Annotated in this window: 13 protein-coding genes; all 13 read left to right on the top strand. The window is 71.7% G+C overall.

Going from position 1 to position 14022, the window contains the following annotated elements:
* A partial coding sequence (locus ABZS69_RS07905) for an N-acetylmuramoyl-L-alanine amidase (protein WP_355368338.1) occupies positions 1-1112 on the top strand: 1112 nt, incomplete at its 5' end.
* Between the two features lie 256 nt (positions 1113-1368).
* Positions 1369-2238, top strand: a complete 870-nt coding sequence (locus ABZS69_RS07910) for a branched-chain amino acid ABC transporter permease (RefSeq protein WP_355368341.1) — start codon at positions 1369-1371, stop codon at positions 2236-2238.
* Positions 2239-2248: 10 nt separating this feature from the next.
* On the top strand, positions 2249-4795 hold the full coding sequence (locus tag ABZS69_RS07915) for an ATP-binding cassette domain-containing protein (RefSeq protein ID WP_355368344.1): 2547 nt from the start codon (positions 2249-2251) through the stop codon (positions 4793-4795).
* Complete coding sequence (locus ABZS69_RS07920) at positions 4795-5919, top strand: acyl-CoA dehydrogenase family protein (RefSeq protein WP_355368347.1); 1125 nt, start codon at positions 4795-4797, stop codon at positions 5917-5919. The genes ABZS69_RS07915 and ABZS69_RS07920 overlap by 1 nt, the downstream gene beginning before the upstream one ends.
* Positions 5920-5992: 73 nt before the next feature.
* Positions 5993-6781 carry an enoyl-CoA hydratase/isomerase family protein gene (locus ABZS69_RS07925; RefSeq protein ID WP_355368350.1) on the top strand — a complete coding sequence of 263 codons (789 nt, stop codon included), beginning with the start codon at positions 5993-5995 and terminating at the stop codon, positions 6779-6781.
* Positions 6782-6844: 63 nt separating this feature from the next.
* Complete coding sequence (locus tag ABZS69_RS07930; protein WP_355368353.1) at positions 6845-7153, top strand: OB-fold domain-containing protein; 309 nt, start codon at positions 6845-6847, stop codon at positions 7151-7153.
* Positions 7150-8295 (top strand): thiolase family protein, encoded by a 1146-nt coding sequence (locus ABZS69_RS07935; RefSeq protein WP_355368355.1) that lies wholly within the window; start codon positions 7150-7152, stop codon positions 8293-8295. Before ABZS69_RS07930 ends, ABZS69_RS07935 begins: the two co-directional genes overlap by 4 nt.
* 25 nt (positions 8296-8320) lie before the next feature.
* Positions 8321-9523 carry an acyl-CoA dehydrogenase family protein gene (locus tag ABZS69_RS07940; RefSeq protein ID WP_355368358.1) on the top strand — a complete coding sequence of 401 codons (1203 nt, stop codon included), beginning with the start codon at positions 8321-8323 and terminating at the stop codon, positions 9521-9523.
* Positions 9520-10485, top strand: a complete 966-nt coding sequence (locus tag ABZS69_RS07945) for a phosphotransferase family protein (RefSeq protein WP_355368361.1) — start codon at positions 9520-9522, stop codon at positions 10483-10485. Before ABZS69_RS07940 ends, ABZS69_RS07945 begins: the two co-directional genes overlap by 4 nt.
* On the top strand, positions 10486-11703 hold the full coding sequence (locus ABZS69_RS07950; protein ID WP_355368364.1) for an acyl-CoA dehydrogenase family protein: 1218 nt from the start codon (positions 10486-10488) through the stop codon (positions 11701-11703).
* Positions 11700-12470 carry an SDR family oxidoreductase gene (locus ABZS69_RS07955; RefSeq protein WP_355368367.1) on the top strand — a complete coding sequence of 257 codons (771 nt, stop codon included), beginning with the start codon at positions 11700-11702 and terminating at the stop codon, positions 12468-12470. Before ABZS69_RS07950 ends, ABZS69_RS07955 begins: the two co-directional genes overlap by 4 nt.
* Positions 12467-13219, top strand: a complete 753-nt coding sequence (locus tag ABZS69_RS07960; protein WP_355368370.1) for an SDR family oxidoreductase — start codon at positions 12467-12469, stop codon at positions 13217-13219. Before ABZS69_RS07955 ends, ABZS69_RS07960 begins: the two co-directional genes overlap by 4 nt.
* Positions 13216-14019 carry an enoyl-CoA hydratase-related protein gene (locus tag ABZS69_RS07965; protein WP_355368373.1) on the top strand — a complete coding sequence of 268 codons (804 nt, stop codon included), beginning with the start codon at positions 13216-13218 and terminating at the stop codon, positions 14017-14019. The genes ABZS69_RS07960 and ABZS69_RS07965 overlap by 4 nt, the downstream gene beginning before the upstream one ends.
* Positions 14020-14022 lie beyond the last annotated feature (3 nt).

The raw sequence follows: 14022 nt of genomic DNA on the forward strand, positions 1-14022 counted from the left end.
GCGCGGCCGTCCTGCGGGCCCTGGCCGACGAGCTCAAGCTGGACGCCGCCGCCCGCAAGGACGCGGGCAAGTGGTACCAGGCCGTCGCCAAGTACAGCGGCGCCTCCTCTCCCGCGGTCGCCCGGCTGTACGCCGACACCGTGTACGAGGAGCTCGCCAAGGGCATCCAGGCGACGACCCCCGGCGGCGCGAGCATCACCACGCCGGCGAGCAGCGTGACCCCCGACCGCGGCCCGTACGCCAACGTGGACGACCTGGACAAGCCCAGCACGCTCGCGGCGAGCACCGACTACCCGTCGGCCAGGTGGGTTCCGGCGCACAGCAGCAACTACGCCGTCTCCAACCGGCCGACCAGCGACGCGATCGACCGCATCGTCATCCACGTGACCCAGGGCAGCTACGCCGGCACCATCTCCTGGTTCCAGACCGGCCCCCGGCCGAACCCCACCTCCGCCCACTACGTCGTCCGCTCCTCCGACGGCGCCATCACCCAGACGGTCAGGGAGAAGAACCGGGCCTTCCACGCCGGCAACTGGAACCGGCGCTCGGTCGGCATCGAGCACGAGGGCTTCGTCGACAACGCGACCTGGTTCACCGACACCATGTACCGCGCGTCGGCGGCGCTGACCCGCAACATCGCCGACCGGTACCGCATCCCCAAGGACCGCACCCACATCGTGGGCCACAACGAGGTCCCGGGCGCCGACCACACCGACCCGGGCCGGTACTGGAACTGGTCCAAGTACATGCAGTACGTCACCGGCGGCAGCGGCGGGGGCGGGGGCACCAACCCGCACACCGCCGAGTCCGTGTGCGGCGCCGGCTACAAGGTGATCGACTCCGCGGCCCTCGGCTCGAACGGCACGGTCTACCTGACCTTCAACTCCGCCAACGGCAACAACTGCGTGGCCACGATCAAGAAGACCTCGCTGGGCAAGGCCACCGCCACCAGCGCCTTCCTGGAGGTCAAGGGCAAGGCCCGGGCCACCGACACCGGCAACTTCGACTACTACGCCGGACCCGTACGGGCCGCCGCCGCCGACAAGTGCGTCCAGTGGGGCGGCAAGGTCGGAACGAGCACGTACGAGAGCCCCTTCGAACACTGCGGGTGATCCGCTGACCCGATGACCTGTGGCCGGATCGCGAGGGCTCGCGATCCGGCCACAGCTTTTCCGTGCCACCCGCTCGCCTTCGACCGCGTCGCATCGTGACGCCCGGCACGCGATCCGGTGCCGCCGTCGACAGGAGCCTGGCCGCTCACCTATTGCTGGCCGCCCATTCCTCATCTACAGTTTTCGAACTGAGTTCAATTTGGCGCGGGGGGCGCCTGCCGAGTGAAGCCGCCCCGCCGAGAAGGTGGCGGTCGGAGTGGATCAGTTTCTGCTTGTCCTGGTGAGCGGGGTCGCCAGTGGCGCGATCTACGGCTTGATGGGCCTCGGCCTGGTGATCATCTATCGTGCGACGGACGTGGTGAACTTCGCCCTCGCCAGTCTGGCCACGCTGGGGCTCTACGTGGCGATCACGTTCCACGACAGCGGGGTCGCGACGCTGCTGGGGGTGTTCGCCGCGATCGCGGTGACCGCGGTGGCCGGGGTGATGGTGCGAGAGGTGGTGATCCGGCCGCTCGGTCAGGGGCAGTTGTTCTCCGCGCTCGTGGTGACGATGGGTGTCTCGCTCATCGTCGAGAGCGTGGTGGACTCGATCTGGGGCACCCAGCCGAAGACCTTTCCCAGCCTGGTGGACGGCACCGTCCGATGGGGTGACGCGGCACTGCCCGCGCAGAGCCTGGTGACCATCGGCATAGCGGCGGCGGCGATGGCGGCCGTCGCCTTCCTGTTCGGGCGCACCACACTGGGGTCGGCGATGCGGGCCGTCGCCGAGTCCGCGGACACCGCCCAGCTCATCGGCATCAGCGCGCAACGGGTCGCGCGGATCGCGTGGGCGCTCGGCCTCGCTCTGGCGGCTCTGGCCGCCTGCCTCTACGCGCCCCGATCGGGGCTGGTGCCCACCGTGCTGGCCGCGCCGCTCTTCCGGGCGTTCGCCGGGATCTTCCTCGGCGGTCTCACGAGCATGTACGGAGCCGTCATCGGCGGGCTGACCGTCGGGGTGCTGGAGAACATCGCGGCCAGCTACGTCTCGGCCAGCTTCCGCGACACCTTCGTGTTCTCGTTCACCATCCTCGTGTTGTTGATCCGCCCACAGGGCCTGTTCGGCACACGTACCTTCCAGCGGGTCTGAGGAGGAGCACATGGTATTCACCCGCTCGAATCTCGTGTGGGCGGCGCTCGGCCCGGTCGCCGGGCTGGCGCTCATCGCGCTGATGCAGGCCGGCGCGATCCCGGCCTACCAGGCCTATTCGGTCGCGCTCGCCGCCGTCTACGCGATCGTGGTCCTCTCTGTCGGCCTCCTGGCCGGCTGGTCGGGAGTGTGGTCCGTGGGCCACCCCGCGTTCGTCGCCGTGGGCGCCTACTTCGCGGCGTACGGCGGTGCGCACCAGTGGCCGCTGGAGTGGGTACTCGTGGGGGCGATCACGTCGTGCGCGTTGCTGGGCGCCTTCCTCGGGTACGCCGGCGCCAGGTTCTCGGTGCTCTACATCGCCCTGCTGACGTTGGCGTTCAGCCTGGTGTCCCTGGAGGTGATCAACCGGTGGACCGGCGTGACCGGCGGCGACCAGGGCGTGGCGGTGTCCCCCTTGGACAGCGCGCTCGGCCTGGGCACGGTGCCGAGCGGCGGCAGCGAGGCCCAGCATTTCGCGGTCCTCGTGGCGGGCGTGGTGTTCGCGATCGGGGTCTTCGCCAGGTCGAGCGCGCTGCGCATGCGGTTGGTCGCCGCGAAGGCACACCCGCTGGTCGCCCGTTCCGTGGGCATCGTGCCCGAGGCGCAGACCGCTCTGTCGTTCGCGGTCAGCGCGGCGTTCACCGGCCTGGCCGGCGTGCTGCTTGGCCTGATCACCGGCTTCGTCAGCCCTGACACGTTCTCGCTGAACTTCGGTGTCACCATCATCGCGGCCTGCGTGCTCGGCGGCGTCGGCACGGTGTCCGGCGCCGTGGTGGGCGGGGTCTACCTGGCGTGGGTTCCGACGGTGGCCGACGCCGTGTCCGTGCCGCAGCCGGTGGTGCAGGGCGTCCTGCTGATCGCCGCGCTGATCTTCCTCCCCGGCGGGGTGGTCCCGTTCCTGGGCTCGCTGGTACGGCGGGCGCTGGGCAGGCGCGGCCCCGGCCTGCTCGACGGCGAGCATCACGTCAGCGCGGCGGCCGCCGGCGGCGGGGACGGCGCTCCGGAGAGGGACCGGCCGGCCACGGACGACGCGGCACCGGTGCTGGTCGTCGACGGCCTGTCCGTACGATTCGGTGGTCTGAACGCCCTCGACGGCGCGTCGCTCGACGTACGGCCCGGCGAGGTGCTCGCCGTCATCGGCCCGAACGGCGCCGGCAAGACCACGCTGCTCAACGCCGTCTCCGGGCTCATCGGCGGCGCGCGGATCAGCGGCGCGGTCGACTACGCGGGTGTGCGGCTGATGGGGACGAGGGCCACCGCACGGCGCAGGCTGGGAATCGCCCGCACCTTCCAGCACGCGGAGACCTTCTCGGAGCTCACGGTCGCGGAGAACGTGCTGTGCACGAAGCGCTGGGCCGGCGCGGCGGACCTCGCGCGGGCCGACGAGCTGCTCGCCCGCACCGGGCTGGCCGACGTGGCCGACCGCTATCCGGCCGAACTGCCGTTCGGGCTGCAGAAGCGCCTGGACCTCGCCCGGGCGATCGCCGAGGAGCCCAAGCTGCTGATCCTGGACGAACCGTTCGGCGGCCTGGACGCCACGGAGCGTCGACTGGCCGCCCAGCAGATCGTCCGCCTGCGCGCGCAGGGCGCCGCGGTCGTGATCATCGATCACGTGCTGGACGACCTCTTCGCCGTCGCCGACCGGGTGGTCGCCTTCGACTTCGGCAAGCCGATCGGCTCCGGCGAGCCGGGCACCATTCTGAAGGACCCGCACGTGCGGTCGTCGTACCTCGGCCTGATCGCCACGCGCGCCGAGTTGCCGGCCCGCGCCGACGAGACCGTCGCCATCTCCCTGCGCGACGTCAGCCACCACTACGGTGGCGTCGCCGCCCTGCACGACGTCCACCTGGACATCGGCAAGGGCACGGTCATCGGTGTCGTCGGAGCGAACGGCGCGGGCAAGAGCACGCTCGGCAAGATCATTCATGGCTCGCTGCGCCCGTCGTCGGGGCAGGTGCGGATCGGCGAGCCCGGCGCGCGCCCGATCCGCAGCAGCCTGGTCCCCGAAGGCCGTGCCCTCTTCAAGACGTTGTCGTTGCGGGAGAATCTCGAAGTGGCCGGTTACGCCGTGGGCGTCCAGGGATCCGCCCTGCGCGCCCGCCTCGACGAGACCGCCGAATGGCTGCCGGAGCGGCTGCGCGGCCGCCTCTCGGCGGCCGCGGCCGGGCTGAGCGGAGGAGAACAGCAGATCCTGGCCGTCGCGCGAGCCCTGATGGCCCGGCCGGACGTGCTGATCCTCGACGAGCCCGCGCTGGGGCTGGCGCCGGCCCTGGTCGACGAGGTCTACGCCCGGATCAACCAGCTCGCCCGCGACGGGATGACGATCGTGCTCCTGGAGCAGCTGCTCAGCCGGGCGCTCACCTCCTGCCATGAGGTGGTGGTGCTGCACGAGGGCCGGGTGGCCGCCCGCGGAGACGCGTCGGACCCCTTGTTCGCCGAGACCGCCGAACTGGCCTACTTCGGTGGGGAGGCCGCGACCTTGCTCAAGCTACGCGACGTGAACGAACTGGAGGCCTGATGCTCGACGTCGATCCGGCTCTGCTCGGCGACACCGACGAACGCAAGCAGCTACGGGAGGTCCTGCGCGACTTCTTCACCGAGGCCGCCGCGTCGGCGGACGTACGCGAGCACCTGGCGACCGGCCGCGGACACGACGCGGCGCTGTGGGCGCGGATGGCCACGGAGCTTGGCGTCCAGGGACTGGCGATACCGGAGGAACACGGCGGGTCGGGCTGCTCGTTCGCGGAGCTCGCGGTGGTCTTCGAGGAGGCCGGGCGGGCGCTGCTGTGCGCTCCCTTGCTGTCCACCACCGTGCTCGCCACCTACACCCTGCTGCTCAGCGGAGATCGCGAAGCCTGCGCCCGCTACCTGCCCGGCATCGCCGACGGCACCCTGACCGCGACGGTCGCGGGCTTCGACGACGGCGGCGGCGGTCCGCGGGCCACGCCGGGGAAGGGCGGGTGGGTCGGCAACGGGTCGGCCGACTTCGTGCTCGACGGGTGCGGAGCCGGCCTGATCCTCGTCGCGGCGCGGACCGCCGATGGAGCCGGTCTGTTCGCGTGCGAGGGTGACGCGGAGGGCCTTACCCGGACGGCCCGGACGATTCTGGACGGCACCCGTCCGCAAGCCCTGCTCACCTTCGCGGACACCACGTTCGTACAGGTCGGGCAGCCGGGGAGCGCCGCCGCGATCATCGGGCGGGTGCTCGACATCGGGCGGGCCGCGCTGGCCGCCGAGCAGGTCGGCGGGAGCGCGCACGCGCTCGACGCGACCGTGTCGTACGTGCTGCAACGCCGTCAGTTCGGCCGGCAGATCGGCTCCTTCCAGGCGATCAAGCATCGGCTGGCCGACCTGCTGGTCGAGATCGAGGCGGCGCGTTCGGCCGCGGTCTACGCGGCGGCGTGCGTCACCGCCTCGCCCGGGGACCTGCCGGTGGCGGCGAGCGCGGCGAAGGTGGTCTGCTCCGGCGCCTACCGCCGGGCGACCGCCGAGTACGTGCAGCTGCACGGCGGCATCGGCTTCACCTGGGAGCACCCCGCCCACCTGTACCTCCGCCGCGCCCGTGCGGCGGAGGTCCTGTTCGGCACGGCCGACGACCACCGGGCACGCCTGGGTGGCCTGCTCGGTTTCAACGTGGCCTGACATGCGCAGGACCGACCCTTGACAGGGCCGCACCGGCCCCAGAAACTGTACTGAATTCAGTTTAGGAGGAACAGTGGCGGTAGAGGACGAGATCCAGTTCGAGCGCGATGGGAACGTCGCGCGGGTGTGGCTCAACCGGCCGTGGAAGAAGAACTGCGTGACCCTGCCGATTCTCAGGCGGCTCGACGAGATCATCACCGAGGTCGACGCCGACCCCGAGCTGCGCGTCCTGGTGCTGCGCGGCCGGGGCGGCACCTTCTGCTCGGGCTTCGATCTCGACGAGTTGCAGGCCGACTACATCGGCAGCAGCACGGCCATGGACGTGGCGGTCATCTCGGCGAAGGTCTGCGACCGGCTGTACTCGATGAGCACCCCCTCCGTGGCGGTGCTGGAGGGCCATGTCACGGCCGGCGGCTTCGAGCTGATGATCTCCTGTGACTTCGCGATCGCCGCGGACGACGCCAAGATCGGTGACTTCCACATCCGCCGGGCCCTGTTCGGCGGGGCGGGGCCGATCTACCGGGTGCCTCGCATGATCGGCGTCCGCAAGACCAAGGAGCTGATGCTCACCGGCAAGCTGTTGTCCGGTGTCGAGGCGGCCGACTTCGACCTGATCAACAAGTCGGCGCCCGCGGAAGAGCTCGACGCCACGGTCGAGGAGTTCATCAGCCACCTGACCGACAAGAGCCCCTTCCAGATGCGGATCACGAAGATGACCATCGACCGCAGCCTGGAGGCCGACATCCAGTCGCTGATGGTGATGGAGCACCTGGCCGTCGGGGTGACGCTCAACTCCCAGGACGCCGCCGAGGGTGTGGCCGCGTTCCTGGAGAAGCGCGAGCCGAAGTGGAAGGGACGCTGACCGGTGCCGGCGATTGCGCATCAGGCCGCCGGTCTGCGGGGTTCCCGGTGCGGGGAGTGCGCGGTGACGGTCTACCCGGCTGACGACGCCTGCCCGCGCTGCGGGCAGGCGGCCGCGCCGGTGACGCTGTCCTCGGCAGGGCTGCTGTGGACCTGGACGGTTCAGCGGTTCGCGCCGAAATCACCCCCGTTCGTGCCGCCGCAGGAGGGCTTCCGGCCGTTCGCGCTGGGTTACGTGGAGCTGCCCGAAGGCGTCCGCGTCGCGGCGGTGCTCGACATCGACGACCTCGACTCGATCCGGATCGGCATGCCGCTGCGGATCGAGCGGGCCACCGGAGTGCCACGCGCGACGGCGATCGAAGGGGCCCGATGACCGACGTACTGATCGCCGGCGTCGGCCTGTCGCCGTTCGGGCGCACCGAGCACACGACCGGACGTCAGCACGCCGTGTACGCGGTGAAGGCCGCGCTCGCCGACGCCGGGGTCGCGTGGCCGCGGGTGGACGCGGCGTTCGGCGGCAGCGACGCCGCGGGGCTGGCCGACACCTTGGTGGCCCAGCTCGGCCTGACCGGCCTGCCGTTCGTCAACGTCAAGAACGGCTGCGCGACGGGCGGCAGCGCGCTGGTGTCGGCGGTGAACGCCATTCGCGGCGGCATGGCCGAGGTGGTGGTGGCCGTCGGGTTCGACAAGCATCCGCGGGGCGCCTTCGACCCGCTGCCAGGGGACTGGGGACTCGACGAGGCGTATGGGCGTGACGGGCTGATGGTCACCACCCAGTTCTTCGGCATGAAGATCCGGCGTTACATGCACGACCACGGGATCAGCTCCCGGACGCTCGCACTGGTGGCGGAGAAGGCCTACCGCAACGGTGCTCTCAATCCGAACGCCTGGCGGCGTACCCCGGTGGACGCCGACGAGATCCTCGCGTCGGGCATGGTCAGCGACCCGCTGACCCGCTACATGTTCTGCTCCCCGGGAGAAGGCGCGGCCGCGCTGGTGCTGTGCGCAGCCCCGGCGGCCGGGAAACTGACGGGCGTCCCGGTGACCCTGCGATCGGCGGTCGTGCGCTCGCGCCGCTTCGGCTCCTTCGAGGTCTTCAGCCCGTGGATCGCCGGCGGCGAGCTGACCAGCGTGACCCGCGACGCCGCCGCGGCGGCGTTCGAGGCGGCCGGTGTCGCCCCCGGCGACGTCGAGGTGTGCCAGCTGCAGGACACCGAGAGCGGTGCCGAGGTGATGCACATGGCCGAGTGCGGGTTCTGCGAGGACGGTGAACAGGAGAAGCTGATCGCCTCCCGCGCCACCGAGATCGGCGGCTCGTTGCCGGTCAACACCGACGGCGGTTGCATCGCCAACGGCGAGCCCATCGGCGCGTCGGGTCTGCGCCAGGTCTGCGAGGTGGTGCGGCAACTGCGCGGACAGGCCGGAGACCGGCAGGTGCCCGGCGGGCCCAGAGTCGGATTCACCCACGTGTACGGCGCCCCGGGCGTGAGCGCCTGCACTGTGCTGACCCGATAACTGTGCTGACCCGATAGAGGAACTGATGAGCGACATTCCAGCACCAGAGAAGTTCAGGGCAGAGGCCGCCGGCTGGCTCGCGTCGGCCGCCCGGCCGCGGCGGGCGAACGGTGCCTGGGGCACCGGAGACGACTCGGTCGCGGTCTTCGAGAACTGGTCGGAAGAGGAGGAACGCGAGCACACCGAACGGATCCGGGCCTGGGAGGTGACCCGGTACGACGCGGGCTGGGGCGCGCTGAGCTGGCCGGAGGAGTTCGGCGGACGCGGCCTGCCCGTGTTCTACGAGCAGCTCTACCGGCAGGAGGAGGCGGCCTTCGACGTCCCGCGCCGCACCGAGATCTTCCCGGTCACCCAGCAGCTGGTGGCCCCGGCCGTCCGGATCTGGGGCACGCCCGAGCAGCAGGAGCGCTGGATCCGGCCCATGCTGCGTACGGACCAGCTGGCCTGTCAGCTGTTCTCCGAGACCGAGGCCGGCTCCGACCTGGCCGCGGTCCGTACCCGGGCGGTGCGCGACGGCGACAACTGGGTGCTCGACGGGCACAAGGTGTGGACCTCGGGGGCGACGGTCGCGTCCTGGGGCGTCGCCGTGTGCCGCACCGACCCGGACGTGCGCAAGCACGCGGGCATCACCGTGTTCATGGTGCCGATGGACGCTCCGGGCGTCACCATCCGCCCCATCCGGCAGATGACCGGCGGGACCAGCTTCAACGAGGTCTACCTCGACGGTGTCGTGGTACCCGACACCGATCGGCTGGGCCCCGTCGGCGAGGGCTGGCGGGTCACCCTGACGGTGCTGGCCGCCGAACGGCTGGACTCCGGCTCCCTCGGCCTGGACAACGCCGACCGCGCCGTCGAGCTGGCCCGGCACCTGCCACGGCCGCTCACCGGCCAGGAGCAGCACCTCGCGGCGGACCTGTACGTACGCACGCTCGTCCAGCGCGTCATCGGACTCCGCGTGACCGCGGCGCTGGTCTCCGGCCGCGAACCGGGCGCCGAGGCGTCGGTGGGCAAGCTCTACGCCACCGAGACCATGCGCCGGACCAGCGACCTGGTCCTGCAGCTCCTCGGGCCGCGCCTGGCCGCCGACACGGGGGAGTGGGGCACCTTCGCCTGGACCGAACAGCTCCTGGGCGCACCCGGCTACAGCATCGCCGGCGGCACCGACGAGATCCAGCGCACCATCCTGTCCGAGCGGGTGCTCGGCCTGCCCAAGGAGGCGGCGCGATGACCGCCGGCGTCGCTTCGCCGGATCTGGCCGGCCGGGTCGCCGGCGCGTTCCCCGGCCGGCGGGTGGGCCCGCTGGAGACACTCGCCGGCGGCCACTCCGGGCTCACCTACGTGGTCAGGGTGGGGGAGCGCAGGTACGTCGTCAAGGCGGTCCCGCACGCGGAACGGCCGGTGGGCCGCAATGACCTGCTTCGCCAGGCGCGAGTGCTCCAGGCGCTGGCCGGTACGGCGGTGCCCGTCCCCGAGATCGTGGCCGTCGACGAGCGGCAACCGGCCTGGTTCGCCATGGAGTTCGTCTCCGGCGAGGCCGTGGAACCGGTGCTCGACGAGCACGATCTCGACCCGGGCCTCGCGCGGGCCCGCATGCTGGAGGCGGCCCGCGTACTGCGCCGGTTGCACGACCTCGACGTCCCCTCCCTGCCGCTGGACGCGCCGCCGCCCCGCGACGCGACCGCCGAGCTCGGACAGTGGAGCCGCACGATGCGCGCGGTCCCCGTCGAACTCCGCCCCGGGGGCGAGGAACTGCTCCACCGGCTCGCTCAGGCGGTGCCCGACGACCTGCCGCCGGTCCTGGTGCACGGGGACTTCCGGCTGGGCAACGTCCTGTGCCGGGCGCAGGAGGCGGCGGCCGTCGTCGACTGGGAGATCTGGAGCGTCGGCGACCCGCGGACGGACCTCGGCTGGTTCCTGCTGTTCGCCGACCACCGCAACTTCCCCGCGCTGGGCAGGGAGTTCCCCGGGCTGCCGGCCGAGGCGGAGCTGCTGGACGCCTATCTCGCGGGCGCCGGCCCGCTGCCCGGCCTCGACTGGTTCCGCGCGCTCACCCGGATGAAGATGGCCGCGATCATGGGTCACAACCTGCGCCGTCACCGCGAAGGCCGGATCCACGACCCGGACCAGGAACGGTTGCCGCCGACGATCGCCGCCATGATCCGCACCGCGAACGACATTCTAGGAACCTAAGTGGATTTCGCATTCTCTCCCCGCGCACGCGAGCTCCAGACGCGGCTGCGAGCGTTCATGGAGCAGCACGTCTACCCCGCCGAAGCGGTGTACGACCGTCAGCTCGCCGACGCCGACGACCCGCACGCCCTTCCCCCTGTGCTGCTCGACCTCAAGGAGAAGGCCCGCGCCGAGGGGCTGTGGAACCTGTTCATGTCCCACGGCGACTGGGGCGCGGGCCTGACCAACCTCGAGTACGCGCCGCTCGCCGAGCTCGCCGGCCGCTCCATCATCGGCCCCGAGGTGTTCAACTGCTCCGCCCCGGACACCGGGAACATGGAGCTGCTCGCGCTGTTCGGCACCCCCGAGCAGCGGGAGCGGTGGTTGCGCCCGCTGCTGGAGGCCGAGATCCGGTCGTGCTTCGCCATGACCGAGCCCGACGTGGCCAGCTCCGACCCGCGCAACCTCCGTACCAGGATCACCCGCGACGGCGACAGCTACCTCGTCAACGGCCATAAGTGGTACACCTCGGGCATCCTCGACCCGGACTGCCGGCTGATCATCCTCATGGGGGTGAGCGACCCGGACGCGCCGACCTACCGCCGGCAGAGCATGCTGCTCATCCCCCGGGACACCCCGGGCATCACGGTGCTGCGCGACCTGCCCATGTTCGGGTACACCGACCGGCTCGGCCACGGTGACGTGCTCTTCGAGGACGTACGCGTGCCCGCCGCCAACCTGCTCGGCGGCGAGGGCGAGGGCTTCGCGCTCGCCCAGGGACGGCTCGGACCCGGCCGGATGCACTACGCCATGCGCGCGGTCGGGTTCGCCGAACGCGCGCTGGAGCTCATGTGCCGGCGGGTGCTCGACCGCGAGGCGTTCGGCGGCCCGCTGGCCGACCAGGGCGTGGTGCGGGAATGGATCGCGCGCAGCCGGATCGAGATCGAGCAGTTGCGGCTGCTCGTGCTCAAGTCGGCATGGCTGATGGACACCGTCGGCAACGCCGCGGCCCGCATGGAGGTCGCGGCGATCAAGGTGGCGGCGCTGGAGGTGGCTCATCGAGTGGTCGACCGGGCCGTCCAGGCGTTCGGCGCGGCAGGGGTCAGCGACGACACCGTCCTGGCCCGGCTTTTCGCGATCACCAGGGCGTTGCGCATCGCCGACGGGCCCGACGAGGTGCACCTGCGCACCGTCGCCCGCCAGGAGCTGGCCAAGTACACCAGGAAGGGGGCGGCATGAACATGCTCGACGGACGGGTGGCGGTGATCACCGGCGGGTCCCGCGGCATCGGGCTGGCGATCGCGCGGGCCTACCGGAGCGCCGGCGCGCACGTGGTCATCGCCGCGCGCAAGCCGGAGGGGCTGGCCGCCGCCCGTGCCGAGCTGCTGCGCGCCGAGGCGGGCGGGGACGTGCACACGGTCGTGGCCAACGCCGGCGAGCCGGACCAGGCGCAGCGCTGCGTCGACCAGACGATGGAGCGGTTCGGCCGGCTCGACATCCTGGTCAACAACGCCGCCACCAACCCGTACCACGGCGACCTGCTCGACCTCGACCTGCCCCGCGCGGAGAAGACGGTGCGGGTCAACCAGTACGGGATGATCGCGTGGACGAGCTGCGCCTGGAAGGCCGCGATGGCCGAGCACGGCGGTGCCGTCATCAACATCGCGTCGGTGGGCGGGCTGATCGTCGACCCGCACATCGGTTACTACAACGCCACCAAGGCCGCCATGATGCACATGACGCGGCAGCTCGCCTATGAGCTCGGCCCCAAGGCGCGCGTCAACGCCATCGCACCGGGCCTGATCAAGACCGAGCTGGCGCGTGCCGTCTGGGAGGCGCGCGAGTCCATCCTCACCGCGAAGCTCCCGCTGCGCAGACTGGGCACCCCCGAGGACGTCGCCGACGCGGCGCTCTTCCTGGCCTCGGACGCCTCGTCCTGGATCACCGGCCAGACCTTCGTCATCGACGGCGGCGCCACGGTCCTGCCGATCGGGGTCGAGGAGTGATCGACGACCTGTTCTCCCTGCGCGGACGGACGGCCGTGGTCACCGGCGCCTCCTCCGGGCTGGGCGCCCGCTTCGCGACCGTACTCGCCGCCGCCGGGGCGAGCGTGTTCGCGGCGGCCCGGCGGATCGACCGGCTGGCGGAGCTGGCGGCCGGTGATTCCCGTATCCACCCGGTGGCCTGCGACGTCAGCCGTGAGGAGGACCGCGAACGGCTGATCGCGACGGCCATGGCGGAGACCGGCCGCCTCGACGTCCTGATCAACAATGCCGGCGTCCCGGGCGGGCTTCGCGCGCAGGACGAGAGCTCGCAGGATTTCGCGGACGTCCTCGCGGTGAACCTGGTGGCGCCGTTCCACCTCGCCCGCCTCATGACGCAGCACGAAGCACCCGGGCGGAGCATCGTGAACGTGGCGTCGATCCTGGGTCTGGTGTCCACGGCTCCGATGGGCGGCGCGAGCTACTCGGCCTCCAAGGCTGGGCTGGTCGGGCTCACCCGAGAGCTGGCCGGCCAGTGGGGTCAGGCGGGCGTACGCGTCAACGCGCTGGCGCCGGGCTGGTTCAGGTCCGAGATGACCGAGGAGCTGTTCTCCGACGCCCGGTCCAGCCGGTGGGTCGAGAAGAACACGATGCTGCGCCGCGGCGGGGACCCCGCCGAGCTCGACGGCGCCCTGCTGTTCCTCGCCTCCGACGCCTCGTCCTACTGCACCGGCCAGGTGCTGGTCGTCGACGGCGGCTGGACGGCACGATGAGGGCACTCTCCGCCGTCACGGTCGACGTCCTGGACGGAGTGGCCGACATCGTCATGTGCCGCGGCGCCCGCGGTAACGCCATCGATCTGGACCTGGCGCGCGGGTTGCATGCCGCCGCCCGGACCTGCCGGGGCGAGAACGTCCGGGCCGTCCTGCTGCGCGGTGCGGGACGGTCCTTCTGCGTCGGCGGCGACCTGCGCGAGTTCTCCGCGCTGAGGGGTGAACCGCTCAAGGAGCACCTCATGGAGGTGACCGACGCGCTGCACGGAGCACTGCGGATCTTCGCCCGGATGGACGCGCCGCTCGTCGCGCAGGTCCAGGGAGCGGTGGCCGGCGCCGGCGTGGGCCTGGCCGCCGCCGCCGACCTCACCATCGCGGCGGACGACGCGACGTTCGTGCTCGCCTACACGGGCATCGGATACTCACCCGATGCCGGGGTGACCTGGTCGCTGCCTCGCCTGGTCGGCCCGAAACGGGCCTTGGAGCTGCTGCTCACCAATCGCCGGATCTCCGCGCGGGAGGCGGCCGACATGGGGCTCGTGACGTCCGTGGTGGCCGCCGAGCGGTTGCCGGAGGAAGCGCGCCGGGTGGCCGCCGCGCTCGCTCTGGGGGCGACCGGGGCCGTCGGCGCGACCAGGCGGCTCGTCTCAGCCGCCCTGTCCGTCGACCTCGACCGTCAGCTCGACCGTGAGGCCCGCTCTCTTGCCGAGACGGCGGCGTCCGCCGAGGGCGTGGAAGGCGTCGCCGCCTTCCTGGGCAAGCGTGCTGCCCGGTTCTCTTCCATCCATCCCACCGAATGACCG

Source organism: Nonomuraea sp. NPDC005650 (genome assembly GCF_040605375.1).
Taxonomy (GTDB): domain Bacteria; phylum Actinomycetota; class Actinomycetes; order Streptosporangiales; family Streptosporangiaceae; genus Nonomuraea.